We start from the raw sequence: 22805 nt of genomic DNA, 5'->3' as shown, positions 1-22805 counted from the left end.
GCAGGCAACGTTACTTTAAAACATATCCGTACAAGCGTTGAATTCCATCGGCATCGGTCTCGCTATACACTCCCTGCAATTCCGGCGAAAAACCGGGCAACAGATTGATGCCCTCTTCCAGCGCCAAAAAATAACGCTGCGCCGCGCCGCCCCAAATCTCCCCCGGCACCACGCACAGTACGCCCGGCGGGTATGGCAATGCCCCCTCGGCAGCAATACGCCCGTCCGCCTCGCTGATACGCACCAGCTCTACATCGCCGCGAATAAAGGCGCTGTTGGCGTCCTGTGGGTTCATCGCCACATGCGGCAGGCTTTCTTTGCGAAACATCGCTTTTTGCAGATCCTTAACGTCAAAGCTAACGTACAGGTTGTGCATCTCCTGACATAGCTCACGCAGGGTGTAATCGCGGTAGCGCACCGGGTATTTCTGAAAAACCGTCGGCAATACATCCGCAAGCAGCGTATCGTCTTCAATGTGCCGTTCAAATTGCGCCAGCATCGCGACCAGCCGCGCCAGTTTCTCTTCGCTCTCGGCGGGTGTCAGCAAGAACAGAATCGAGTTGAGATCGCACTTCTCAGGCACAATACCGTTCTCACGCAGATAGTGGGCGAGAATGGTCGCCGGGATGCCGAATTCGGTGTACCGCCCACTATCGGCATCAATACCTGGCGTGGTCAGTAACAGTTTACAAGGATCGACAAAATACTGGTCATCCGCATAACCCTCAAAGCCATGCCATTTCGCCCCAGGTTCAAAACTGAAGAAACGACGATTGCTGGCAATGGTCTCCGTCGGATATGCCTGCCACGGCTTGCCGTCAACCACCAGTGGGATAAAGGGCTGAAGCAGTTTGCAACGGGCGAGAATGGCTTTACGCGCGTCAATGCCCAGCGCAACGCACTCCGCCCACAGGCGGCGACCGCTCTCCCCTTCGTGGATTTTGGCATTGATATCCAGCGCCGCAAACAGCGGGTAGAACGGACTGGTCGAGGCGTGCAACATGAAGGCGTTGTTCAGGCGTTTGTGCGGGCAAAAACGCGCCTGGCCGCGAATATGGTTATCTTTTTTGTGGATCTGCGAGGTTTGTGAGAACCCCGCCTGTTGCTTATGTACCGATTGGGTCACAAAGATCCCTGGGTCGTTTTCATTAAGCTCCAGCCGCAACGGCGAGGTATCCGCCATCATATTGATAAACTGCTCATAGCCTACCCACGCGGAGTCAAACAGAATGTAATCGCAGAGATGCCCGATTTTATCCACCACCTGACGGGCGTTGTAAATAGTGCCGTCATAGGTACCCAGTTGAATGATCGCCAGGCGGAACGGACGCGACGCATCGGCGCTTTCCGGCATCACGTCACGAATCTGGTCGCGCAGGTACGTTTCATCAAAACAGTGCGCATCAATACCACCGATAAAACCAAACGGGTTACGCGCCGCTTCAAGATAGACTGGCGTCGCCCCGGCCTGAATCAGGGCGCCGTGGTGGTTGGATTTGTGATTATTACGATCAAACAGCACCAGATCGCCGCGCGTCAGCAAGGCGTTGGTGACCACTTTATTCGCCGCCGAAGTTCCATTCAGCACAAAGTAGGTTTTATCCGCATTAAACACTTTTGCCGCAAATTTCTGCGCGTGTTTGGCAGAACCTTCATGTATTAGCAGATCGCCAAGTTTCACATCGGCGTTACACATATCCGCACGAAACAGGTTTTCACCAAAAAAGTCATAAAAATGGCGGCCTGCGGGATGCTTTCTAAAAAACTCGCCATGCTGGTGCCCCGGGCAAGCAAAGGTACTATTCCCCATGTCGACATACTGGGTCAGGGTGCCATAAAAGGGCGGCAGAAGTTCCGCTTCGTAGCGACAGGCAGCGTTTTCCAGCTCCAGCCATTCCTGCGCGTTCCCGCCTATTACCGCCGTAACGCCGACAGGCGCGCTGACGGGTTCATCCGCAAGCATAAACACCGGCAGGTGAAAACCGGTGCGTTTAAGCAACGCCAGAATACCGCTACGGCTGTCGGCAGTGGTAATGACGACTGCGGCCACATCGGTAAAGTCGGTACTGTCCAGCGCCACTACGTTTCGGTGGGTGGAGAGACGGGGGATGAGTTCACCGCTGGCGGCAATATTCATTGATTTCATAAGCGCAAATACCCGTTTCGGGAGTAGAGTAACCCCGGACAAGGCCGATGCCTTGCCCAACGAGATGCCGGGTCAAACTGGATACCAGCTCCGACCGCCAGACATCAGTAAAAACAGACTGTTTCTGATTTTACTGTTGTCCTGCAGTGAGCGTGCGCTGCCCTCACCGCATAGCGGGGATGACAAAAAAAAGGAAAGAAAGGGGCAAACCTCGCGCAGTCAGGCGACAGTGAAGACAATATAAAGGCGCTATGTTCATCCCGGCGAGCCCCATGCTGGCAGGAGAAATTTCGCGCAATCATGGCACCTTTCACCAGACGGCGCAAGGTAAAATCAGCGCTCTATACGTCACAGATAATCAAGCTATTAACAGCTTAATCGCGTGATAATAAGGCAATTTGAAAGACAAATAACAGGAGTCATTGTGGTAATTGGACCTTTTATTAACGCTGGCGCAATTTTATTCGGCGGCGTTATTGGCGCGCTGTTAAGTCAGCGTCTGCCAGAACGGATTCGCGTCTCAATGACGTCTATTTTTGGTCTGTGCTCTCTGGGAATTGGCATTCTGCTGGTGATGAAGTGCGCTAATCTTCCGGTGATGGTGCTGGCGACGTTGGTCGGCGCGCTTATCGGCGAGTTTTGTTTGCTGGAAAAAGGCATTAATGGCGCAGTCGCGAAAATCCAAAAATTATTTATGGCATCGGGTAAGAAGCCGACACACGACTCATTTATTCAAAGTTACGTCGCTATCATTGTACTTTTTTGCGCCAGCGGCACCGGTATTTTCGGCGCGATGCATGAAGGGATGACCGGCGATCCAAACATTTTGATCGCTAAATCTTTTCTGGATTTTTTCACTGCCATTATTTTCGCCTGTTCGCTTGGCATCGCCGTTTCGGCGATTTGCGCGCCGATGTTGATTATCCAGTTAACGCTTGCCGCCTGCGCCACTCTCATTCTTCCGCTGACCACGCCGGCAATGATGGGCGACTTTAGCGCTGTAGGCGGGCTGCTGCTGGTGGCGACCGGCTTGCGTGTATGTGGAATCAAAATGTTTCCGGTAGTGAATATGCTCCCGGCGCTGTTGCTGGCGATGCCGATTTCCGCCGCATGGGCGATGTTTTTTGCCTGACTCTGCGTGCAATAACAACAAAGTGGTGATAGATTGTGCAGTCTACGTTGATTTGAAGAAATTTCGTTGACGAAGCGAGGCGATTACGGTTTAATGCGCCTCGTTGCCCGGATAGCTCAGTCGGTAGAGCAGGGGATTGAAAATCCCCGTGTCCTTGGTTCGATTCCGAGTCCGGGCACCACCTTCCCTTTTTATACTTCCTTAAAAATCCCCATGTGTTTTTAATTCAATGATTTAGTGGAAAAACTCTTCCCAGCGAATTTCTATTTATCCGCCCAAATCAGGGGCTTTTGGTGGTCAACTCGGTGCTCAGTCCGGTTAGATAAAGGAGTGCCCTCAAATGGCATTAACCGACAAACAAGCACGTAGTGCAAAGCCTTCTGATAAACCCTATAAACTCGTTGATACACTCGGCCTGTATCTTCTGGTAAAACCCAACGGTTTTCGTATCTGGTATTTCAAATATCGTTTTGAGGGAAAAGAGTCCGGGGTATCATTCGGTCCTTATCCCGAAACCTCATTCGCCCTTGTCCGCGAAAAACGCGATGCCACCCGGCGCGTACTAAAATCCGGCTTTACCCCTTCTCAGCAGCGCCGGGACGCAAAAAGGTTGTCAATGAATTAGAACGTTCCAGTACATCGCCAGATTGTGGCATACCGGCTGCCTGAAACTCTGGTCAGAAGTCACGCCAATAAAATTCCTGTCCGCCTCCAACACTACGTTTTCCCTGATATCGGCGCAATGGATATTTCGGCGACTTAAATCCTACATCTCACGCGACTGGTCAGAGACATTGATGATAAAGGTGTGCATGATGTTGCCGGACGTATACGCCAGCATCTGACCAAAATTATGCGCCACGCCGTACAACAGGGAACGATTAAATATAATCCGGCATTCGATCTCGATGGCGTTGTAACTCCTGTTGTAACCCAGCATCACCCCGCCCTTCCCCTGAAACGCCTGCCTGAATTGCTGGGCTATATCGACACCTACAACAAGGCCGGATACCGGCTATCGACACTTTCCGCTGTGCCGCACTGCCAGGACGACACCAAACGTGAGTTCACATATCTGATTAAAGTTTCTCTGGCTTACCGCAAAATTGAATGGAAACACGTTTCAGCAGGCACTTCAGGTACTGATGACTGGCGTGCGCCGCTGGAAGCATAAGAGTAAATCCACAGCATTCCGCCTTAATGGTGGGATGCTGTTTTTGTCCGGGAACGGAGACAAAAAGCCCGTGCCAGCAATGAGTTACGTCTGTTACGTTTCATATATGGGAGATGGTGGATGCCGGAAACTTTGGCGGTAGCGTGCCTGAAGCGGCTGTCCTCCCCATTGCCACTGCCACGAGCGGACCGTGGTTCCTTTTTCGTCAATAAATCCAGAACAAGGTTATGTCACAAAATGGCCTGCGTTTTACGCTGGATGTGGACGGATTAACGCCGACGGCAACCACTGTCGTCAGCTTCACCCTCCAGAGGTATCAACAGTTCAACAGGTGCAAGCTGGAATAAGAATGAAAGACTAAAAACACCAGATGATGCATCCAATGATAGCATTAAATCAGGCCATGGTTCACAGGAGGAAATATTACCATCTTACCTTTACTTAATAAGATCATTTTTAATGAAAATAGGTTTATCAATAAAACAAAAAATATTCTTGACAGCGAAATTGCATCTTTTCTTGCATCTTCAAGTCAGGAAGGATTTGATTTAGTGGATGATAACAATAATTATCTTTTTGATCGCACGGTTAAAAAAATTAGGCGCATTAGCTGATAATGAAATGTTTGATTTGGAACCTGCATACATTTTTGGCGGGGAAATAAAAAGTTTTCTTTATTCAAAAAATTGAATTTTCTGATGGGAAGATTATCATTGATAATGAATCCGTGTCATGGTCACTAAAAAAAGTTAGTACACAAACAGAATACTCATGTTATATCCAAATTCATAAAAAAAGAAAGAAAAGCTTTATCTAATAACAAATTTTAAAAAAATCAGCAGTGCGTTGAGAAAACTAATACATACATTCCCAGATGGAATTACGCCATCAAATCGAAGAGAAAATAAATTAATTAATATCCTGAATTCGCATCAAAAAGATTCAGAGTTTAGATTTTTATTAAAAGAATTAATTAGTTATATTGGAGTTGCAGTAAGTACAATGTTCCTATCACTTATTAACTTCTAATAAATAATTACTCTTATTTTCCAGGATAATCTCACAACTTATTATTTAGTAATGAAGCTATGGAGAAAAATGCCCACAGCCGCCCGACTCAACGATAAAGGCACCCAGTACGACGATTATTACGAGACCGTGAGTATAGCGAGTTCCCCCACGGTATTTATTGACGGCCTGCCCGTTGCCAGAATGGGTGATGCGGTGGACTGTGGCGGGGTTGTTAATATGACTCGAATGAAATCAAGTAAGGCATCAAAGGTTAGAAAAGTTGACAGAGTCGGAAAACAGGGGTTCGAGTTTCATCATATAGATGAAGTTGCAAATAGAGGCGATGTTTACAATGTAGACAATCTCCGTGTGAACACCATATTGACATACACAGGCGATTTATGAAATTAAAAGAAAATATTAGTGATTATACGGAAAGTGAGTTCATTGATTTCTTGAGAGTGATATTTTCTGAAAACGAGTCGGATACAGATGAAACATTAGATCCATTGCTTGAGTATTTTGATAAGATCACTGAATACCCAGATGGAACAGATCTTATCTATTATCCTGAAACGGAAAGTGATGGAACACCTGAGGGTATTCTGAACATAATTAAAGAATGGAGAGAATCTCAAGGATTGCCTTGTTTTAAGAAAAGTAAATGAAAATCAGGTGTAGGGGAATGCCCAGAGTTACTGGCGCAGTTTAGTAAATCGAATCAAACTTTGATAAAAAGAGGTCGAGCGCCGTACACCTTGATAAGGCAACAAGTCGGAGGTAGGTGGGCTTATGAAATTTATCACGTTGGAAAGATCCAGTATGGAGGAATGGTGTTTGATGTTGATAACCTTAGGATAAACACTCCTAAAAATCATATACGATTGCATAAGTAAGGTTTGAGGTGAAAATGGAACTAAAAAATAACCTTGAAGATTATACAGAAGATGAGTTTATCGAGTTTTTAAATAATTTCTTTGAGCCTCCTGAAGAGTTGACTGGAGATGAATTATCGAAGTTTATTGATAATCTTCTACGACATTTTAATAAAATTACTCAACACCCTGATGGCGGGGATTTGATATTTTATCCATCAGAGGAACGAGAAGATAGTCCTGAAGGAGTTATTGAAGAGCTAAAACGCTGGCGGAAGTCTCAGAGACTCCCCTGTTTTAAGGAAAATAAGTAGCGATCAGTGGTGAGGAGTTTGTCAACCGGAACCGGGATGATAATGCAGTGACCGTTAAAAGGCAAAAATATGTCAGTTAAGGGAGCAACTATCAAAGGCATAATTCTGAGAGTTTTTACACTGAACCGTAGTGCCAGAGGATATATTTGTCTGACGCGAATCGTATGAAATGAGAGCTTTACGTACGGTTTGTAAGAGGCTGTAGGGAAAGATCCTACGGCCTACTCACTAAGAGTCTATTTTTGTACATTGTTTCATGTTCTGGAAACACGATAAAGTATGAGCCTGACGAACTCTCGCCCGCTAAAGTTCCACGCTGGAGGCTGACGGCCAGGAACCGGACATCTTTGCGGTGGCGAATTTACATCCGTTCAAAAAAATCTAATATAAGAGATAGATGATATGGCTAAATATATATTCCTCTTTATCTGGATTGTGACATTTTCTGTCAGCGCTGGTGAGCGAGGATATTATTTATTCGTATGGGGTAACCCAGAAGGGAAGGAATATTTTAAAGAATATAGAGCTGATGAAAGGATATATGCGGTCAATAAATCTTGTTGGAATGAAAGAGCGGGGAACTCTATACGAATAGTATATGTTGATACTTATCCTCATGGAATAACTGATTCTTTAATTAATGCCTTTTTGGCTGGGAATAATAAATCTATAATAAATATTAGACTATCATTAAATAATTTTAGTGACGATCAAATACCTCATGGTTTTGATGGCATGTTAATAATAAATAAAAAAAATGAAGAGATCGAGATTTTTACTATTCCAGTGGTTGGTGCTAATTACTCATATAAAGATAAATTTTTAGTAAACGTCCATGATTTTGAATTATTTGATGGAAAGATCTGTAACGCTTTGATGCCTATAGATAGTTATTTTTCACCATAAGAAGGGTTGTTGAATAAATCAAATTACCCTGTACCGTCAAATGTACCTACAGTCGACACGGGTAACGGATCTACATCTTCTGGGAAGCAAAAGGCAACAACAAAAGATGCGGAACAATTGCCGACAGTGGGAAATAAAATCGTGGAGGGCCTATAGCTACGGGCTGAGATTATCTGTTCATGATATGTATGGCACACACGTTACCATAACATCATTGAATGTATCAAAAATGCCTACGCAGCAAACGGGCATTACAGGATGCAGGATCATTTTAGTCTTGACAGTAATGATATAACACATTGGCTTTATAGCCATTGGGATGTCTTTAAAATTTGGTTTGTACTTCAACATTATGAGAAAGAGGGGTATGAGTTTAAGCCATTTATACACAAAATCATTCTAGATGCATCGCGGCGGCAAGGGAAGAAATCCCCGGGAGCATAGATAACTATGTGACCGGGGTTTCTGAGCGCAGCCAACAAAGAGGCAGCTTAAAGGATGAAGTATATATTACAGAAATAAATACCACCGTAAAAATCTCAGGTGTCAGAGGATATTACTCCTGATTTGGTATGTATTGTCGGCAAGGTATTTGTTTGTATTGTTAACATAGCATAGTCCGATATTTTGCATAAGGAATGTGATTGTGTCATGGGTAATAACGAAAAAATTCATTTATATTGTGACAATCGCCATATTATTTTGTTCTGTTGTTATATACTTATGGTCAGGCAGACCAGTAGAAATCGTGGATGTCCATTATTATTCAGGTAAAGACATTAACATTCTTGCCAGGCATTTCCCCATTACGGACAGGGGAAAGCTGAATTGGTGGAGAGAAAATGAAAGAAAAATTCTGGAAAAATATAATCTCCCTGAAAATGATTTTTCGGTATATATATGGGATTTTGGTGACGGTTATCAAAAATTATCGCCCTATGATTCCGAGGATGAATTTTATTGTTTTCCTGATATAAAATCAGAATCAAAATGTATCAAAAAAGATATATATATGTCTGCTGAATCTGGTGGTAATTATTATCGGATGTTTTTATTTTCTGGTTCTGGTTATTTTTATCAACCGAAAAAAGATGATGATAAGCTTATCGAATCAAATAACTCCACCAAGCTCAACCAGGATAAAAGCCATGAAAAAAATCACTATCATTAGTTTGTTTCTTATCTTACCTTTGAAAGCAAATATTATTCCATCTATATCATTACCAGACAAATTAAGTGAGTCGAAATATTCTGTAAGAATGCTTCGCATTGATGCAAGGATTGACTATCGCGTGGAAACCCCTGAGTGTAAGAACGTAAAATTTAATGATTACTTTTTCTTAAATGAAAATATTAAAGATCTCAATGATAAAAACCATGTTTATGATCCTGAGTTTTATCCAATTACATTATGGAGTTGTTCATATAGCAGAGAGGTGTATGATGTTGGTGAGTATGGCTCACATATACAGCACATCGTTTTTGATAAAAATAAAAACATATGGGTGATAGATGATGATGCAACAAAAACAAATAATAAATTTAAACCATCAGTTTTATATAATATAAGTTCAGTGAATGCACAGGGTTTCTTAATCATTGATGAGAATATTTCGGAGATGGATAAAACGATATACGAAGATGATAACATAAAAAAGAAATTTTATTTTTGTATGATTGATGGCTCACATGCTTTATGCGGCGCAGGCAGTTTAATCAGAAAAATAGATAATCAGTTGATTGATTTTACGCCATACATATTAAAGTCACTGGAAAGTATGGAGATTGGCGTTAATTAAAAAGGAATATCCGATATTAATATGCTCTAAATAATTTGAGTTACAGGAATGCAGTAAATTTCCAGGAGTCTGGATGTTGGATACTGAGATGAGCGTATCATTAATGACGAGGTTACTCTGCGTTATTTAAGTGGTTCATGCCGCTTTAGTTCTGTCTTTGACACAGACGAGTAGCTTGAAATTCCAGGTGAGAGCAATTATCATTTTTCTGTTCCACTTGATAATATGTATCATTTTTATCAGATCAGCATCGTTATAGTATACGTACAGTGGATTATTTAATCGTTGATAGAAACTGGCCTTCAAAACAAGAAAATTACTATCATGCGCTACGCCTGTTGACGTTTACGCCTAATAAGATATGCCAGAAAACAGATAATGGCAGGGTTATTCTTCAGCATAAAATTAACTGTCATAATAATGGTAATGGCGACACAAAAAGAAAAACCATGAAATATAATGAAGGTACTTTTAAATATATGTTCAAAAAAATCATTGGCGCTCTCGCGTCAATTATTGGTGGGCTACTTGTTTTTTTATGTGTCTATTGGTTATTTCGTCTGGATACCTGGACAGAACGAGGGATTTATATAGGCGCCTCTATATTTTTGGCTCTTATTCTCATAAAAATACTATCATTTTTCAATGATGAATAGACGGCAGGAAAAAACCGTGAGTGTCTCACACCGATTCTTACTGGATGTCAAATTTCGAAAGCCTGCTCTACTGATACCCTATACAGAAGAACTGGTTCAACAATTATCAGACAGTAGCAGGAATCAAACCCACACCGGGAAAATCATGTAGATAATTCTGTAATGGTTAGTTTTGTAGTGGTCTTGATAAACGGTCAAAAATAGCTTTAACAGTCCATTAGCCCAAAGGACTTCTCCGAGTCCGGGCACCAACCATTCAGATGCGGACGCCCTGTGGCGTCCGTTTTGCTTTATAAAATCAACAGGTTATTCCGTTCTTCATGTTCACTACTGTTCATTAAAATATACTGGCAGCCACCGCTTTTTGTGGGTAAAAACCCCGGTTTTCTGCATAGCGCATGACGCTATTGAAACGTTATTTAGCAAATCCTGTCTGAACCAGAAATTAAGTCTCTGTTAACCTGCGCTATTACAGAAAATCATAGAACAGTCGTCTCAAAATAATATCGTCCTGAAGGACGAGAACCCACGGCATTTTCAGGAGATGAGTCAACCGCGACAGAAAAAAAATTATATTAATAATTTTTAATTATTTTTTAGAAAGCCAGACAAGATTTAAATTAAAAACATTTATTTTCAATCGGTTATAAAAAATATCGCAACACACGTCACATTATTAACATGTGAATGATTGTGTTAACCGAATGTAAATTGTATGTTTCAACATACCACTATTTTACTGCGTCCCGACGCGCTCATCCGGATGGAAGGAGATAACATGTCAGCCTTATCAACTACTGGCCATAATGACGGGATCACTCTCCATTGCTTACAGAGCATTGCGCAACTTATTCCTCTGTCGTCGGCGGTTTTTTATCGTGTTAATGCTTATTTAAAGCCGGAAGCCTATGTTTTACATAATATTTCTAATAGCACACACCAACAATATCTGGAGCATTTTCAACCATTAGACCCGCTATCGCCTTCCCGGTTCGGCCAGCAGGTTATTACCGTAGCGACGATGACGCCCGGTATCTGTGCCCGTCATCGCCATTATTATCATGAATTTATGCTACCTAATCATGTGTGCGACATGATTGAGATCTTTATTCGTCGGGGCCATCGTATTATCGCGGGCATTTCATTAATGCGCGATATACCTTTTTCCAGCGAAGAGCGTTTGCGAGCCCAGGCAGTACAACCATTACTGGGACTGGCAATTCATGATTCTCTTCAGGAAGACAACAATCTGACGTCAATATTGACCGCCAAAGAGCGTGAAATTGTGGGAATGGTCTGCGAAGGGGCCAGCAACAAATTGATTGCCCGTCAGTTGAATATTTCTCTCTCAACAGTGAAAACGCATTTACGTAATATTTTTGCTAAAACAGAAGTGATAAATCGCACGGAACTGGTTTCCCGAACCAGAATGTCTTCGGTACAACATTCACAGCATATGTGAAAGCGTGCTTTTTCACCCGCGTCAATTGCGGGTCTTTTCCCCCTGTGTCATATATGCCTGAATTAATACCACTCTCTGAGCTGATGCCGCAATAAAATGTCATATTATCTGGCGTCGGTATCCTGTTGCAGCCATTGATTCATGGCCTGATTGATCATATTTATCACACTAAGCAGAAGAACACGCTGGTGCCGCTCAAGCCGCAGATAACGGCGCAGCGGCGGCATTTTACAAACCACTTCGCTAGCAGCCCATAGCTCAATGCCGCAATACCATTCCTTATGATGTAAAACCAGCGTAAACCGACGATAATCCAGTTCACTCAGAGTCTGTTGTAAATTGGGGAAACGATTAAGATAGTTAATCAGCCCGGCGGTACTTTTACTGCCAGTAAAAATGACGGGATAACGTTTCAGCCATCCGGGCTGATGAGCGCGAATTTTGCCCTGCAAAGGATAATTGATTGCGCCTTTCACCCTGAATTCACAACTGTGAATACTGGCCATGAATAACCGTTTTTGCTGAACATGGCAGATAACCTGGGTAAATGCATTCAGATGCAGCACGGCGCTATGTTCGGTCAATTTTTCACAACGCCAGCCGCTCAAATCACGTAACACCATATTCATTAATGCGTTCTTAAACCAGGGGACGGAGGACATCTGGCGTCATCTCTTCATTGTTTCGCTTTTCATAATTGCCCATCGCCCGTTCCACGACCTCTTCTACCGGAAGCGGGAGGAAAGGATTAACCCGTTGCACACATAATGTCCAGAATAAGGCATAGGCGGCAGTCAATCCAAGCATAATACCGAATGGTATAAGTACATCCCGACTGTTCATTCCTGGAGGCGCGATATTAATAATGGCGATAATAATACCCACGCTCGAAATAATCTGAGGTAAGGGAAACCAGGGGGCCCGGTAAGCGCGTGGCAAATCGGGGCGCCGAATACGTAAGATAACGACCGATAACGTTACCAGCAGATAAGCTACCCCCCAGGCGCAGACCGCAGCGAGGATCAGCGGAACAATGTGGTCGATATCACCGTTCAGATACCAGGCGTGTAAACAGGGAATCGCAACACCGAATGCGATGGCGATGACCGGTGTTTTAAAGCGGGGGTGCAACCAGGTCAGAAACCGCGGCAAAGCGCCGTCCAGCGCCATGCCGTATATAATACGCGGTACTGCCGCCATTAGCGTATTAATCGTCGCACATCCCGCTAACAACAACCCCACGCCCAGCCAGTATTGCCCGACATGTCCCATGACACGATTGGCAAAGGCGGGAATAGCCATCGGCGTATCCAGTAAAAAGATATGGTTTGCCGCATCGACCACCACATTATTTACCTGCCGGTTAATCGCAGCGCCATAGAGGAACATACAACCTGCCACCGCTAAAAGGCCAAGCGCCATCGCTCTGGGAATCGTACGATGCGCTTTTTTAATTTCCGGCGCCATTGGCGTTACCAGTTCACAACCGACGAACATAAACATCGCCATGCCAATATAACCAAACAGACCAGAAAGATTACTGACATCAAGCGGTGCGCCAAACCACCCGGAATGATGAGTGACCGGGGATAACAGGATCCCGCATAAACCGAAGATGGTCAGGGTAGTCCACATACCGAATGTAAGAAACACTTCCACCTTGCCAAATACTTCAACACCAATGGCATTCAATAACCCGAAAACCACTACCATGCCGACGCCAACCATCCAGGTATTGTGCTGCATGGCCACGTGTTCGCTAACGGACTCAAAGTTCACCAGCGCCATGACGCCAGCGAGAATCGTTTCTGCCGTGCCGGCAAAAATGTGTACGATCAGGTAAGCGCAAAGCGCACCGGTGATAGCGAAAAAACGCCCCATCCCGCAGGAAATATAGTCGTAGACGGAGCCAGTCGTGGGAATAAGCGTTGCCGCTTCGGCAAAGGTGGTAATCTGCGCTTGCATCATAATAAATGCCAGTAATACCGCAAGGGCAAAGGTATCTCCCCCTGAGCCAAAACCACTGGTCACGGTCAGGATCACCGGGCTTGCCATAATCAGCCCGACGGAGCTGGCAAGCGTCGTGGGGAAACCAATAACGCCACGTTCAAGATGGCTGGCAAGTCTGTTTTTAAACATGGTCAACCTCTTCACTATTATTACAACAATAAATTACCGCTCCGGAATAACGCTTATTTATGGCAGGCACCGCATCTAACAGGTATCGTCCTGAAGAGGGATAACGGTAAATAACGTTGTGACGCCGTCCCCGCATGCGCTAATAGCAAGTGGGGAGCGCGTTATTCTCCCCAGTGATGCCAACGCTACTGACGAACAATTAAAGGATTCAACCCTGTTTGTGGCTTTCAACGTTTGCCAGATAATGTTTTACAAAACGGGGCGTTAAAACTTTCCATGCCACTTCGGTTCCCTGTTCAACAAACCAACTATCGCCTGGTGAAAAACGTATCGGTTCCTGACCCGCAACAGTGAGTTCCACTTCCCCTTCCAGCACGGTTGCGTGCTCGGTAAAGGGATAAATCATAGTGAAACCGCCGCGGGTCGATGAAAACAGTCCACAGGTAAATACGTCCTCAGGTTTACCGTAAATCATCGCAACGGCGACCTGGGGATCGCCTTCTGTTGGCAACGCCCCCAACAGGCTGACACTCCCGATTGGCTGTAATTCAGGAACAGGTTGATTGAGTTTAAAAGCGTGCATTAATGTTCTCCTGGTTAATTCCGGCCTTTCCAGAAACCGGCTGTTTGATGTATCAGTTTTCCCGCACTGACCAGCAATAGACGTAGACTGTCGCGACCATAAATTGTCGCGTGGGGAATGCTACTCATCAGACGATACCGCTCGGAACCGCCATTTATTCCTTCGGCCAGGATTTTGCATACAATATGGGAAGGCGTGACGCCAAATCCGGAATAACCCTGAACATAAAAAACATTATTGTGTTCACGAAGCGTGCCAATCTGCGGAAACAGATTCGCGCTACAGGCCATCGGTCCGCCCCAGGCAAAATCGATTTTAACGTCTTTCAAATAAGGAAAGACCTCCGTCAACAGAGTGCGGTTCCAGGCAGCAAAATCGTGCGGGGTATATTCAAGAAACCTTGTGGCGCTGCCAAACAGCAGACGGTTTTCTTTTGTGAGACGGTAGTAATTTATCACCGGGCGGATATCGCTAAAAGCCCCGCGCAAGGGACTGATCCGCTCAACAAGCTCGCTGGAGAGAGGTTCTGTAGAGACCTGATAAGAATAAGTAACCAGCGTTTTCTTATAAATTTCTGGTTCCAGATTATTGAGAAAACTATCACAGGCCCACAGCAATTTGGCCGCTTTTACGCTGCCCATCGCAGTACGTACCCGCACAGTTTTACCGTAACTGACCTCAACCACAGGTGAATATTCGAATATCTTCACCCCCAGCGAATTCGCAGCCTGAGCGGAGCCCAGCAATAAATTCAGCGAGTGGACATGCCCTCCCCCCATATGCTTGAGAACACCGCAGTAGACGTCGGAACCAATAACCTGCTGCACGTCTTTACCGGTATAGAGTTCAATATCATCTTCCGGCGTGGCGGCTTTGAATTCTTTTTCCCATTGTTGCAGCGTTTTTAACTGCCGCTGGTTGTAGGCCAGATAACCATATCCGGGGACAAAATCAGCATCAATATGGTATTTACGAATTCGCTCCCGAATAATGCCTGCGCCGAGGTTCGAGATTTTAAACAGCGTCTCCATTCCCGCTGCGCCTACATATTTTTTAACGGCTTCGATGTCGTGACCTATACCGGCCATCACCTGACCGCCGTTTCGCCCGGTGCCGCCATACCCAAGATGGCGGGCTTCCAGAACGACAACATTAGTGATCCCCTGCTCCGCCAGTTCCAGCGCGGTATTGATGCCTGAAAAGCCACCGCCAATGATCACCACATCGGCATCAATATCCTCTTGCAGAGCAGGAAAATGCAACGGGTATTTTTTCGTCGCGCCGTAGTAATTCAACGCATCGATTTTTGTATTCATCGCGTTACCTTGTCATCACGCTTGACTAAGACCGCTATCACAGCACGGTAACGTTTTACAAAATATCGTCCGGAAGAATGACGTTCTTTGGAACGATATTCAGTTCCAGGCAAGTATGTTGAGATGGAAAAACGTACATTCCTGACCTACAGGCACTTCTGATGAGCGACGTGACATTACTTGCCGAAGTAACGACTTTTTTACGCCAACGACACGGACAATTTATTGCAGGTGAACGTCAGGCCGGAAACGGCACGAACTTCTCGGTCACTAACCCAGCCACAGGCAAAATCATCGCCGACGTTGTGTCGGCAACCCCTGCGCAGGCAGAACAGGCCATGCAGAGCGCCAGACGGGCGTTTGATGTCTGGCGTAAAATGCCAACGTTACAACGCGGCGCATTACTGCTGAAACTGGCTGATACTCTTGCCGCTCATCGTGAAGAGTTAGCTCAACTGGAAAGCGTCTGTTCAGGTAAAACGATTATGCTGTCGCGCGGTCTTGAACTCGATCAGTCAGTGGCCTTCCTGCGTTACTTTGCCGGTTGGGCAGGAAAAATAACCGGTGAAACGCTGAATGTCTCCCTGCCATCAATGGGAGAAGAGAGATACACAGCGTTTACCCAACGCCAACCCATTGGTGTGGTCGTCGGTATTGTGCCGTGGAATTTCTCAATTATGATTGCTATCTGGAAGCTGGCCGCAGCGCTGGTATGTGGCTGCACCATCGTCATTAAACCAAGTGAATATACCCCGCTGACACTGCTGCGAGTCGCTGAGCTGGCTAAAGAGGCAGGTTTCCCTGATGGCGTAATTAACGTGGTAAACGGTGCTGGCGGTGAGATAGCGCAACAGCTGATCGCGCATCCAGATTGCGCCAAAGTGAGTTTCACCGGGTCAGTTGCGACAGGTGAGAAAGTCCGGCGTTCGGCAACATCGTCAGGAAAACGCGTTACCCTCGAACTAGGAGGGAAAAATGCGGCGCTGTTTCTCAATGATCTCTCGGCACAAGCCATGGTCAACGGTATTCTTGAAGCCGGTTATCTGAATCAAGGACAGATTTGTGCTGCCGCAGAGCGTTTTTATCTGCCCCAGGAAAAACTGGATACGGTCATGACGCTCCTCAGGCAACGGTTATCGGAGATCGTGCCCGGCTCGCCTTTAGATGAAAAAACGGTGATGGGCCCGCTGGCGAATCAGGTTCAGCTTGAAAAAGTGCTGCATCTGATTCAACGCGCACGGGAAGAAGGGGATACTATTGTTTACGGCGGTGAAACTTTACCCGGCGAAGGGTACTTTTTACAGCCGACGGCGGTAAAAGTGCGTAGTAAAAACAGTACGCTGATGCACGAGGAGACCTTTGGCCCTGTCTGTAGCTTTATCGGTTATCAGAATGAAAAAGAGGCGCTTTCGCATATCAACGCTTCGCCATTCGGCCTTGCTGCAAGTGTGTGGTCGGAAAATATGTCTAAGGCATTACGCTACGCTGAAGATATTGATGCTGGCATGGTGTGGGTCAATATGCATACCTTCCTCGATCCCGCGGTACCCTTTGGAGGGATGAAAGGATCGGGCATTGGTCGTGAATTTGGCAGCGCGTTTATTGATGACTATACCGAACTTAAATCGGTCATGGTCCGTTATTAACCATCCTGAAAATGATGCAGGCAGATCAACCATACCGAAAGGTGGACTGTCTGCCTGATTATCAGGTTCGTTCGCTGCGTTTTATTGCTTGTGGGTAATGTTAAACGCCCGGCCCGGCGTTCCTTCCTGCATTACTAGCGCCATCTACCGTTAGAGTAGGCTATCTCCAGTCTTAACGGTTCAGACTCATCCTGTAACATCGCTTCCAAAGACAACGCCAGCGTCTGATGATAGGCATCTTTTACACTGACTTTCAGCATGTTGATGCTCGGTTCATAACGTAAAATAGCAGCGCGAAGCTCACGGCAAAACCAGTTGAGAACCCGTTTGTCACCCACATTCACCTCGTGCCATTCCGGCATACCCCGAGTGAGCAGCGGCGGTAATGTCTCGCCACCTGGCACGGCGCAAGAGTTGAATAAACACATTAACCTGCAGCGTACCAATTCATGTGGGCTTATCCCCTCAACCAAGAGCCTGTCGAATAGCGCGACCGGAATGGTTGGCGTCATCATCATTTCCCTATCTGGTCCATCGCCAGATCCCATACTGACGTTCTGGACTCCTGTTGAGCGCTGTCTGATTTCTCGGCAGTGATTTGCCATTTGATTTTCGTGAAGTTCAGCGACATCGTTTCCACCGGCTTACCGCCGGCGCCGCCGCTAACACTGAGTTGTGATATCAGCACGTTTGTCAGGGTATAAACGATAAGCGACCGCATTTTGCCGCCGTCATTGTGGCACAACGTCAGCACCGCGGTTCTAATTAGCCTCCCGCTACAGCAGTACTCATTGAGCACAGGCGTGGCGAGGTCGACAAATTTGGTGAGCGACATTTCACCAACATGCGCACGCCCGGAAGTCCGCTCGGTGAGGCTAACATCGTTATTTACCTGCATTGCCACATTGTGGCTATAAGACATGATCTCTATCTGATCTTCAAAGCCTTCAACCTGGCTTTCGCCTTTGATATTGTCGAGCTTTAAAAAAATCGCATCCATGATTTATCTCCTTGTTGATCAGGTGGCAGTTCAGCAGCCAGACGAATACCGGCGGCCAACGCTTGTGACTCTTATTAAAAGCGCAACGACCAAAAAACACAGCGTGAAAAGCGCCAGGTTTGCAGGGATTTTGCCAACGTTTACCCACGTCTGATGAACGTTATTCCGCTGGTTGCAATGCAATAGAAGGTTTTGGCCCGCTGTGGCCAAATACAATTGAGGTTATACTGAACGCTCTCTGCCATATTCAATCCCTTTTATCGCAAAGTATCCCTGGTGCCGGTATCACAGCGTCGTTATTCAAAAATTGACATTTCAGAATAATAATCAGCTATATATAAAAAACACATCAAAAAGCAAATATCAACTTAATTTTTACTTATTTAATAAAAAAACACAAATTGATTTACATCAATTAACACATGCAAAAGCATTAAAAATCAAAGCATTAAATAAAAATTAATCACTATGGAAATTTTATTTTTCTTAATACTCACATTATAAATGTTATTTGCTTATTTACCTGTGAACACTAAAAAATGATTTAAATCAAAAAACAAACTATTCTCGTTGATTAACGTTTTGACCGAAATAAAAAAGATTTTATACGTCCCGGGATAGTCTCCCTTTCTGATGGACAATATGCATTAACGAGCGGGCAAACAGGTAACTTCTGCCCGGGTAATCCGTTACCCGACTGATATTAACATTGTCATGAGGTGATATCATTTGCCCGGCCAGCCATAATCATCCGGAACCGGCGCTACGCCACGAACATCAGGACGGAGCATTTTTTGTCGATCCTCTTCGTCATCCACCCAGACACTGGCTATCTCTTCACAGGTTGCAAACCATACGCCATCATGCCCTTTAATATGTTCAATCAAACGTGACAACATCATCATATGATGCCCATGACCGATTATCTGCGGATGAAGAGCCATCGCATATAAACCGTTTTCCTGATGGTTATAAGCATAGGTAAAAATATCCTTCCAGCGTCGCAGAACACCGTCAGTATCGCTCATCCCCTCCTGGTTGCCGGTATACGCCAGTGCGGGAAAATCATCCAGATACCAGCTAACAGGAATTTCCAGAATCGCGCTGGCCGGGCCTGCGATATTTCCCGTTTCCCAATTCACCTGCCAACGTTGAGGATGGTAAGGCACAAGATCTCTCGCCATCAGGCTACTGTCATAGAGAAAACCGGCTTCCTCCAGAAGATCCAGCGTATTCTCGCTATAATCCCAATAGGGAGAACGGTATCCCACAGGGCGTATGCCGAAATGTCTTTTATAACAGGCGAACGCCAAATCCATTAGTCGGCGTTCTGTATCACGATTCACCAGCGTCGGATTTTCATGATAGTAGCCATGGTGAGCGATTTCATGCCCGGCATCAAAAATCGCTTTACTGATTTCCGGGAAGGTGTCTACAGTGTGTCCGGGAATAAAAAAGGTGGTTTTGATATTATTTTCTTTAAACAATTTGAGAAGCCTTGGTACGCCAACTTGTGCACCAAACTCTCCCCGTGACATAAAGGATGGCGACGGTCGATTAAATCCGCCCAGCCATAAAGACTGAGCATCTACATCAACACCAAGATTGACCGCAATCCTTTTACCCTCAGGTAATTTTAAATATCCCATAACGACCTCCAGCTAATACATAGAAGGGACACATTCTGTTATTTAATGTGTGATGGCCAGATATTATATATGCCTGCTTTTCTGCGTCTGTCCTTGAACGTTGTTGCTGCCCCCCCAAGTCTATTTTCATATAGAACATCGAGGTTAATTTCTCCTGAAATGACATCCTCTTGATTGACGTGCGCCTCTGCGATAATACCTTGTGGATTTTTCCACACGACATCACAGGGGCTTAAAATTGAACTTCGGGCCCAGCAGCCTGGCAGTGGCCCGCCCGGGTTTCCGCCCAGGCAACAGTGAACAAGATAAATTTGATTTTCAATACAACGTGCGTGGCAACAATGCCTGACTCGCCAAAATCCCTGTTCAGTAAACGTAGCGGAAGGCGTTAAAATTAACTCCGCACCCTGTTCCGCCAGCGTCGCAGCACACTCCGGTATTTCTGCTTCATAACAAATATTAAAACCCACCTTAGCAAATGGCAGTTGAAAAACAGCCATTTTATCGCCTTCCTGAGTATACCAACCCCGTTCAGCCGGGAAGATATGCGTCTTACTGTGAGCATAATGTTCGCCATCGGGTCCCCATATATGCGCAACATTCTCATAGCGATCTGCTCCAGTCTGCTCCAGATGAGAGCCAGCAATAATGAACTGTCCTCTTTCTTTCGCTTCCTGTTGAAAAAGCTGCTTATAGGCATCCGTAAACTGATCAATTAAAGTTAGGTGTGAAATGGGTCTTTCTTGCCATTTTTTCAATAGTGTAAATAACTCAATGGTAAATAGCTCCGGGAAAATAACGACATCAGCTCCCTGACTTTTATTAAGAAGTATCCTTACCTTTGTTATGAAATCTTCAAAAGTGTTTATTTCAGTAACAATATACTGACAGGCTGAAACAGTAAAATTACGTGACATCGTGATATCCCCGGCATGAAATTTAAACTTAAATTAACGTATAGCGCATGGAGAATGTTAGGGAGTGGGCATTACAACATCAGGTTATTTTTTGTGAAGCTGCGCAAAATATATGGAGAAAAGAGTAGAAGCATTGAACCTTTATTTACATAAAGGGGACTTTATCGATGATCGCAGCGAGACAGAGAGTCGATAAAAATCCAGGCGAAAAACAATAACCCTTACCACAATATTATTTTCAGCATCTGAAAATAATCAGGCAAACTAAATGATAACGCGCTGGTATAAAACCAACGCGTATTTTTACCGATAAGGGTAATGAAGACGGCCACCCGAAGGTGGCCGTTAGAACCCGGTAGCGCTTCGCTTATCAGGCCAGTGAAACCGAGACAGCTTTAGCGGTGAGACGCCAGCGGCTGTTCCGTCATTGGCGGGTGGTGCTTTTCTGGATCTTTAATCAGTACCCACAGGATGATGGCGCCGATAATATCGAACAGACTGAGTGCAATGAAGAACGGGCCGTAACCGATAATAGCGACCAATGCCCCCATAAACAGGTTGAAGCTTAACTGTCCCATCCATGCCGCAGATCCTGCCAGACCGGCAACCGTCGCGACCTCATTTTTCTTGAACAGGTCAGCGCTCATGGTAATCACGACGGTAGACAGCGTCTGGTGCGCAAAACCGCCAATACTCATCAATGCAATGGCGACATACGGGTTAGTCGTAATGCTGACAAAACCGATCGAAATCATCAAAACAGCGCCGATGGTAAAGCTACAACGACGCGCATTGATCGTGGTCATGTGCATCTTTTCCATGAAGAACTTCGCCAGGAAACCGCCTGCAACGCAGCCAAAGTCCGCCGCCAGGAACGGCAGCCAGGCAAACATGGCGATCTCTTTTAACGGCAGATGCATCACGTTAATCAGATACAGCGGCATCCAGAAACTCAGCGTTCCCCATGCCGGGTCAGCCAGAAAACGGGTAATCGCCAACGCCCAGAAGTTACGCTTTTTAACGATCTCTTTAACGGCCGGTTTTTTATTATCGTCCTGGAGATAGCTTTCCTGGCCGTCTTCGATATAACGCAGCTCTTTGTGGGTGATCCACGGGTGTTTATTTGGCGAGTTATAAATCAGGAACCAGGTGATGGCGAACAGCACGCCGATCCCACCGGTAATCACAAACGCCATTTCAGTACCGATGCCGCTATCAGCAAAGGTCAGCATCGCCCAGACCACCAGCGGCGGCGCCAGCATCGCACCAATCGAAGTACCGATATTAAACAGGCCCCCCGCAATACCGCGTTCTTTCGTCGGGAACCATTCGGCGCTGGCTTTAATCCCGGCCGGAATCGCTGACGCTTCGGTTAGCCCCATCAGACCACGCAGAAATGCCAGGCTTATCCAGCCGCCGGCCAGCGCGTGCGCCATGTTAATCAGCGACCATAACAAGGCAAAGATAAAGAAGCCGATTTTCAGTCCGATGACATCCATCAAATAGCCGGTGATCGGCTGCGCAATGGTGTAACAAAGCTGGAAGGCGCTCACCACCCAGGAATATTGTTGCTCATCAAAATGGAGTTCTTTCATCATCGCTGGCGCCGCAACGCTAAGCGAGCTACGGGACAGGTAGTTTACGATGGTCCCTACGCAGACCAGGCCGATAATCCACCATCTTAATTTTGTCATCTTCATGATAAAGCCTCGTTAAAAAACATTAGCTCCGCGCCGTCTGACCTGTAGCGGGAAAACTGAAATCACAAAAATTGGTTGACCAATCAATATTTTCTCATCCGGACCGGTCAAAATCTGGCGGCAACTCCCGCCCTTAATATTCTTGAAATAAATACATCAACTCATTTCAAGTTGAATGGTGAATGCTTTTCACCCAGCAAAAATTGACACAGATCAAATAAATAAAATTGGCAGACCGTGAATGATGATATTTGTGATTTGGTTAGCCAATTTAGACAATAAGGTTGACATGAGAAAAATTTTGGTTGAATTTAGGGGGCAGAACGGGTTTACAAAGCACGTTTCGATGTTGGCTGGCAATGGGTCAACCACGAAGACGT

The 22805-nt window shown here is 45.5% G+C and carries 21 protein-coding genes, 1 tRNA gene and 3 pseudogenes; 15 read left to right on the top strand and 10 right to left on the bottom strand.

Annotated features, from left to right (window positions below; all coding sequences use genetic code 11):
• Window positions 1-10: 10 nt before the first annotated feature.
• Window positions 11-2146 (bottom strand): ornithine decarboxylase, encoded by a 2136-nt coding sequence (locus NBA72_RS03470; RefSeq protein WP_042948775.1) that lies wholly within the window; start codon window positions 2144-2146, stop codon window positions 11-13.
• Between the two features lie 424 nt (window positions 2147-2570).
• Here NBA72_RS03470 and NBA72_RS03465 point away from each other — a divergent pair, with 424 nt between their 5' ends.
• The 14 genes and pseudogenes from NBA72_RS03465 to NBA72_RS03400 all read left to right on the top strand — a co-directional run bounded on the left by NBA72_RS03465 (window position 2571) and on the right by NBA72_RS03400 (window position 11475).
• Window positions 2571-3278: a DUF554 domain-containing protein gene (locus NBA72_RS03465; protein WP_042948772.1), complete on the top strand. Its 708-nt coding sequence runs from the start codon at window positions 2571-2573 to the stop codon at window positions 3276-3278.
• A gap of 105 nt (window positions 3279-3383) precedes the next feature.
• Window positions 3384-3459, top strand: a tRNA-Phe gene (locus NBA72_RS03460).
• Window positions 3460-3618: 159 nt separating this feature from the next.
• Window positions 3619-4275: pseudogene (locus tag NBA72_RS03455) on the top strand (tyrosine-type recombinase/integrase); the annotation flags it as partial.
• A 36-nt stretch (window positions 4276-4311) separates the two neighbouring features.
• A pseudogene (locus NBA72_RS03450) lies at window positions 4312-4452 on the top strand (type VI secretion system tube protein Hcp); the annotation flags it as partial.
• 1098 nt (window positions 4453-5550) lie between these two features.
• The gene (locus NBA72_RS03445) at window positions 5551-5868 is read left to right on the top strand and encodes a PAAR domain-containing protein (RefSeq protein WP_042948770.1); all 318 of its coding nucleotides are present in this window, start codon (window positions 5551-5553) and stop codon (window positions 5866-5868) included.
• Window positions 5865-6131 (top strand): STY3281 family bacteriocin immunity protein, encoded by a 267-nt coding sequence (locus tag NBA72_RS03440; protein ID WP_001650677.1) that lies wholly within the window; start codon window positions 5865-5867, stop codon window positions 6129-6131. Before NBA72_RS03445 ends, NBA72_RS03440 begins: the two co-directional genes overlap by 4 nt.
• 21 nt (window positions 6132-6152) lie before the next feature.
• Window positions 6153-6359 (top strand): annotated as a pseudogene (locus NBA72_RS03435) (type VI secretion system tube protein TssD); the annotation flags it as partial.
• 14 nt (window positions 6360-6373) lie between these two features.
• Window positions 6374-6652: a bacteriocin immunity protein gene (locus NBA72_RS03430; RefSeq protein ID WP_000421096.1), complete on the top strand. Its 279-nt coding sequence runs from the start codon at window positions 6374-6376 to the stop codon at window positions 6650-6652.
• Window positions 6653-7054: 402 nt separating this feature from the next.
• Window positions 7055-7558 (top strand): hypothetical protein, encoded by a 504-nt coding sequence (locus tag NBA72_RS03425; RefSeq protein ID WP_042948769.1) that lies wholly within the window; start codon window positions 7055-7057, stop codon window positions 7556-7558.
• Between the two features lie 210 nt (window positions 7559-7768).
• Window positions 7769-8002 carry a DUF3289 family protein gene (locus NBA72_RS03420; protein ID WP_371045375.1) on the top strand — a complete coding sequence of 78 codons (234 nt, stop codon included), beginning with the start codon at window positions 7769-7771 and terminating at the stop codon, window positions 8000-8002.
• A 202-nt stretch (window positions 8003-8204) separates the two neighbouring features.
• Window positions 8205-8729, top strand: a complete 525-nt coding sequence (locus NBA72_RS03415) for a DUF943 family protein (protein ID WP_042948768.1) — start codon at window positions 8205-8207, stop codon at window positions 8727-8729.
• The gene (locus tag NBA72_RS03410; RefSeq protein ID WP_000724402.1) at window positions 8707-9357 is read left to right on the top strand and encodes a hypothetical protein; all 651 of its coding nucleotides are present in this window, start codon (window positions 8707-8709) and stop codon (window positions 9355-9357) included. Before NBA72_RS03415 ends, NBA72_RS03410 begins: the two co-directional genes overlap by 23 nt.
• Window positions 9358-9626: 269 nt before the next feature.
• The gene (locus NBA72_RS03405) at window positions 9627-10013 is read left to right on the top strand and encodes a hypothetical protein (RefSeq protein WP_000385068.1); all 387 of its coding nucleotides are present in this window, start codon (window positions 9627-9629) and stop codon (window positions 10011-10013) included.
• A 778-nt stretch (window positions 10014-10791) separates the two neighbouring features.
• A complete protein-coding gene (locus NBA72_RS03400) occupies window positions 10792-11475 on the top strand; it encodes a helix-turn-helix transcriptional regulator (RefSeq protein ID WP_001275358.1) in 684 nt (227 codons plus the stop codon).
• A 104-nt stretch (window positions 11476-11579) separates the two neighbouring features.
• Here NBA72_RS03400 and NBA72_RS03395 read toward each other — a convergent pair whose 3' ends face one another.
• From NBA72_RS03395 to NBA72_RS03380, 4 genes are all read right to left on the bottom strand, one after another.
• Window positions 11580-12137, bottom strand: a complete 558-nt coding sequence (locus NBA72_RS03395; protein ID WP_042948765.1) for a DUF3156 family protein — start codon at window positions 12135-12137, stop codon at window positions 11580-11582.
• Window positions 12115-13614: an APC family permease gene (locus NBA72_RS03390; RefSeq protein WP_000475960.1), complete on the bottom strand. Its 1500-nt coding sequence runs from the start codon at window positions 13612-13614 to the stop codon at window positions 12115-12117. Before NBA72_RS03390 ends, NBA72_RS03395 begins: the two co-directional genes overlap by 23 nt.
• Window positions 13615-13822: 208 nt before the next feature.
• On the bottom strand, window positions 13823-14197 hold the full coding sequence (locus NBA72_RS03385) for a cupin domain-containing protein (protein ID WP_000542980.1): 375 nt from the start codon (window positions 14195-14197) through the stop codon (window positions 13823-13825).
• A gap of 14 nt (window positions 14198-14211) precedes the next feature.
• Window positions 14212-15513 (bottom strand): NAD(P)/FAD-dependent oxidoreductase, encoded by a 1302-nt coding sequence (locus NBA72_RS03380; protein ID WP_001092825.1) that lies wholly within the window; start codon window positions 15511-15513, stop codon window positions 14212-14214.
• 161 nt (window positions 15514-15674) lie between these two features.
• Here NBA72_RS03380 and NBA72_RS03375 point away from each other — a divergent pair, with 161 nt between their 5' ends.
• A complete protein-coding gene (locus NBA72_RS03375; RefSeq protein WP_061423679.1) occupies window positions 15675-17159 on the top strand; it encodes an NAD-dependent phenylacetaldehyde dehydrogenase in 1485 nt (494 codons plus the stop codon).
• 134 nt (window positions 17160-17293) lie between these two features.
• Here the strand turns inward: NBA72_RS03375 and iraD are convergent, their stop codons facing one another.
• From iraD to NBA72_RS03350, 5 genes are all read right to left on the bottom strand, one after another.
• Complete coding sequence (iraD, locus tag NBA72_RS03370; protein ID WP_042948931.1) at window positions 17294-17674, bottom strand: anti-adapter protein IraD; 381 nt, start codon at window positions 17672-17674, stop codon at window positions 17294-17296.
• A complete protein-coding gene (locus NBA72_RS03365; RefSeq protein WP_017441064.1) occupies window positions 17674-18159 on the bottom strand; it encodes an Hcp family type VI secretion system effector in 486 nt (161 codons plus the stop codon). Before NBA72_RS03365 ends, iraD begins: the two co-directional genes overlap by 1 nt.
• A gap of 725 nt (window positions 18160-18884) precedes the next feature.
• Window positions 18885-19808, bottom strand: a complete 924-nt coding sequence (locus tag NBA72_RS03360) for a polysaccharide deacetylase family protein (protein ID WP_000540892.1) — start codon at window positions 19806-19808, stop codon at window positions 18885-18887.
• 38 nt (window positions 19809-19846) lie between these two features.
• Window positions 19847-20725, bottom strand: a complete 879-nt coding sequence (locus NBA72_RS03355; protein WP_000089254.1) for a carbon-nitrogen hydrolase family protein — start codon at window positions 20723-20725, stop codon at window positions 19847-19849.
• A gap of 395 nt (window positions 20726-21120) precedes the next feature.
• Window positions 21121-22425 carry an MFS transporter gene (locus NBA72_RS03350; protein WP_000784371.1) on the bottom strand — a complete coding sequence of 435 codons (1305 nt, stop codon included), beginning with the start codon at window positions 22423-22425 and terminating at the stop codon, window positions 21121-21123.
• Between the last annotated feature and the right edge of the window lie 380 nt (window positions 22426-22805).

It is taken from the genome of Salmonella sp. NW1250 (assembly GCF_051812965.1).
In the GTDB taxonomy this organism is placed as follows: Bacteria; Pseudomonadota; Gammaproteobacteria; order Enterobacterales; family Enterobacteriaceae; genus Salmonella; species Salmonella enterica.
The sequence above is the reverse complement of the archived record's forward strand: the minus strand, read 5'-3'. Positions and strand labels throughout refer to the sequence as shown.

Excerpts from the sequence above, each read along its gene's own strand:
- NBA72_RS03365 (WP_017441064.1), bottom strand. The coding sequence starts at position 18,159 with ATGGATGCGATTTTTTTAAAGCTCGACAATATCAAAGGCGAAAGCCAG.
- NBA72_RS03470 (WP_042948775.1), bottom strand. The coding sequence starts at position 2,146 with ATGAAATCAATGAATATTGCCGCCAGCGGTGAACTCATCCCCCGTCTC.
- NBA72_RS03380 (WP_001092825.1), bottom strand. The coding sequence starts at position 15,513 with ATGAATACAAAAATCGATGCGTTGAATTACTACGGCGCGACGAAAAAA.
- NBA72_RS03395 (WP_042948765.1), bottom strand. The coding sequence starts at position 12,137 with ATGTCCTCCGTCCCCTGGTTTAAGAACGCATTAATGAATATGGTGTTA.
- iraD (WP_042948931.1), bottom strand. The coding sequence starts at position 17,674 with ATGATGACGCCAACCATTCCGGTCGCGCTATTCGACAGGCTCTTGGTT.
- NBA72_RS03350 (WP_000784371.1), bottom strand. The coding sequence starts at position 22,425 with ATGAAGATGACAAAATTAAGATGGTGGATTATCGGCCTGGTCTGCGTA.
- NBA72_RS03400 (WP_001275358.1), top strand. The coding sequence starts at position 10,792 with ATGTCAGCCTTATCAACTACTGGCCATAATGACGGGATCACTCTCCAT.
- NBA72_RS03410 (WP_000724402.1), top strand. The coding sequence starts at position 8,707 with ATGAAAAAAATCACTATCATTAGTTTGTTTCTTATCTTACCTTTGAAA.
- NBA72_RS03360 (WP_000540892.1), bottom strand. The coding sequence starts at position 19,808 with ATGGGATATTTAAAATTACCTGAGGGTAAAAGGATTGCGGTCAATCTT.
- NBA72_RS03425 (WP_042948769.1), top strand. The coding sequence starts at position 7,055 with ATGGCTAAATATATATTCCTCTTTATCTGGATTGTGACATTTTCTGTC.
- NBA72_RS03430 (WP_000421096.1), top strand. The coding sequence starts at position 6,374 with ATGGAACTAAAAAATAACCTTGAAGATTATACAGAAGATGAGTTTATC.
- NBA72_RS03375 (WP_061423679.1), top strand. The coding sequence starts at position 15,675 with ATGAGCGACGTGACATTACTTGCCGAAGTAACGACTTTTTTACGCCAA.
- NBA72_RS03445 (WP_042948770.1), top strand. The coding sequence starts at position 5,551 with ATGCCCACAGCCGCCCGACTCAACGATAAAGGCACCCAGTACGACGAT.
- NBA72_RS03355 (WP_000089254.1), bottom strand. The coding sequence starts at position 20,725 with ATGTCACGTAATTTTACTGTTTCAGCCTGTCAGTATATTGTTACTGAA.
- NBA72_RS03385 (WP_000542980.1), bottom strand. The coding sequence starts at position 14,197 with ATGCACGCTTTTAAACTCAATCAACCTGTTCCTGAATTACAGCCAATC.
- NBA72_RS03390 (WP_000475960.1), bottom strand. The coding sequence starts at position 13,614 with ATGTTTAAAAACAGACTTGCCAGCCATCTTGAACGTGGCGTTATTGGT.
- NBA72_RS03440 (WP_001650677.1), top strand. The coding sequence starts at position 5,865 with ATGAAATTAAAAGAAAATATTAGTGATTATACGGAAAGTGAGTTCATT.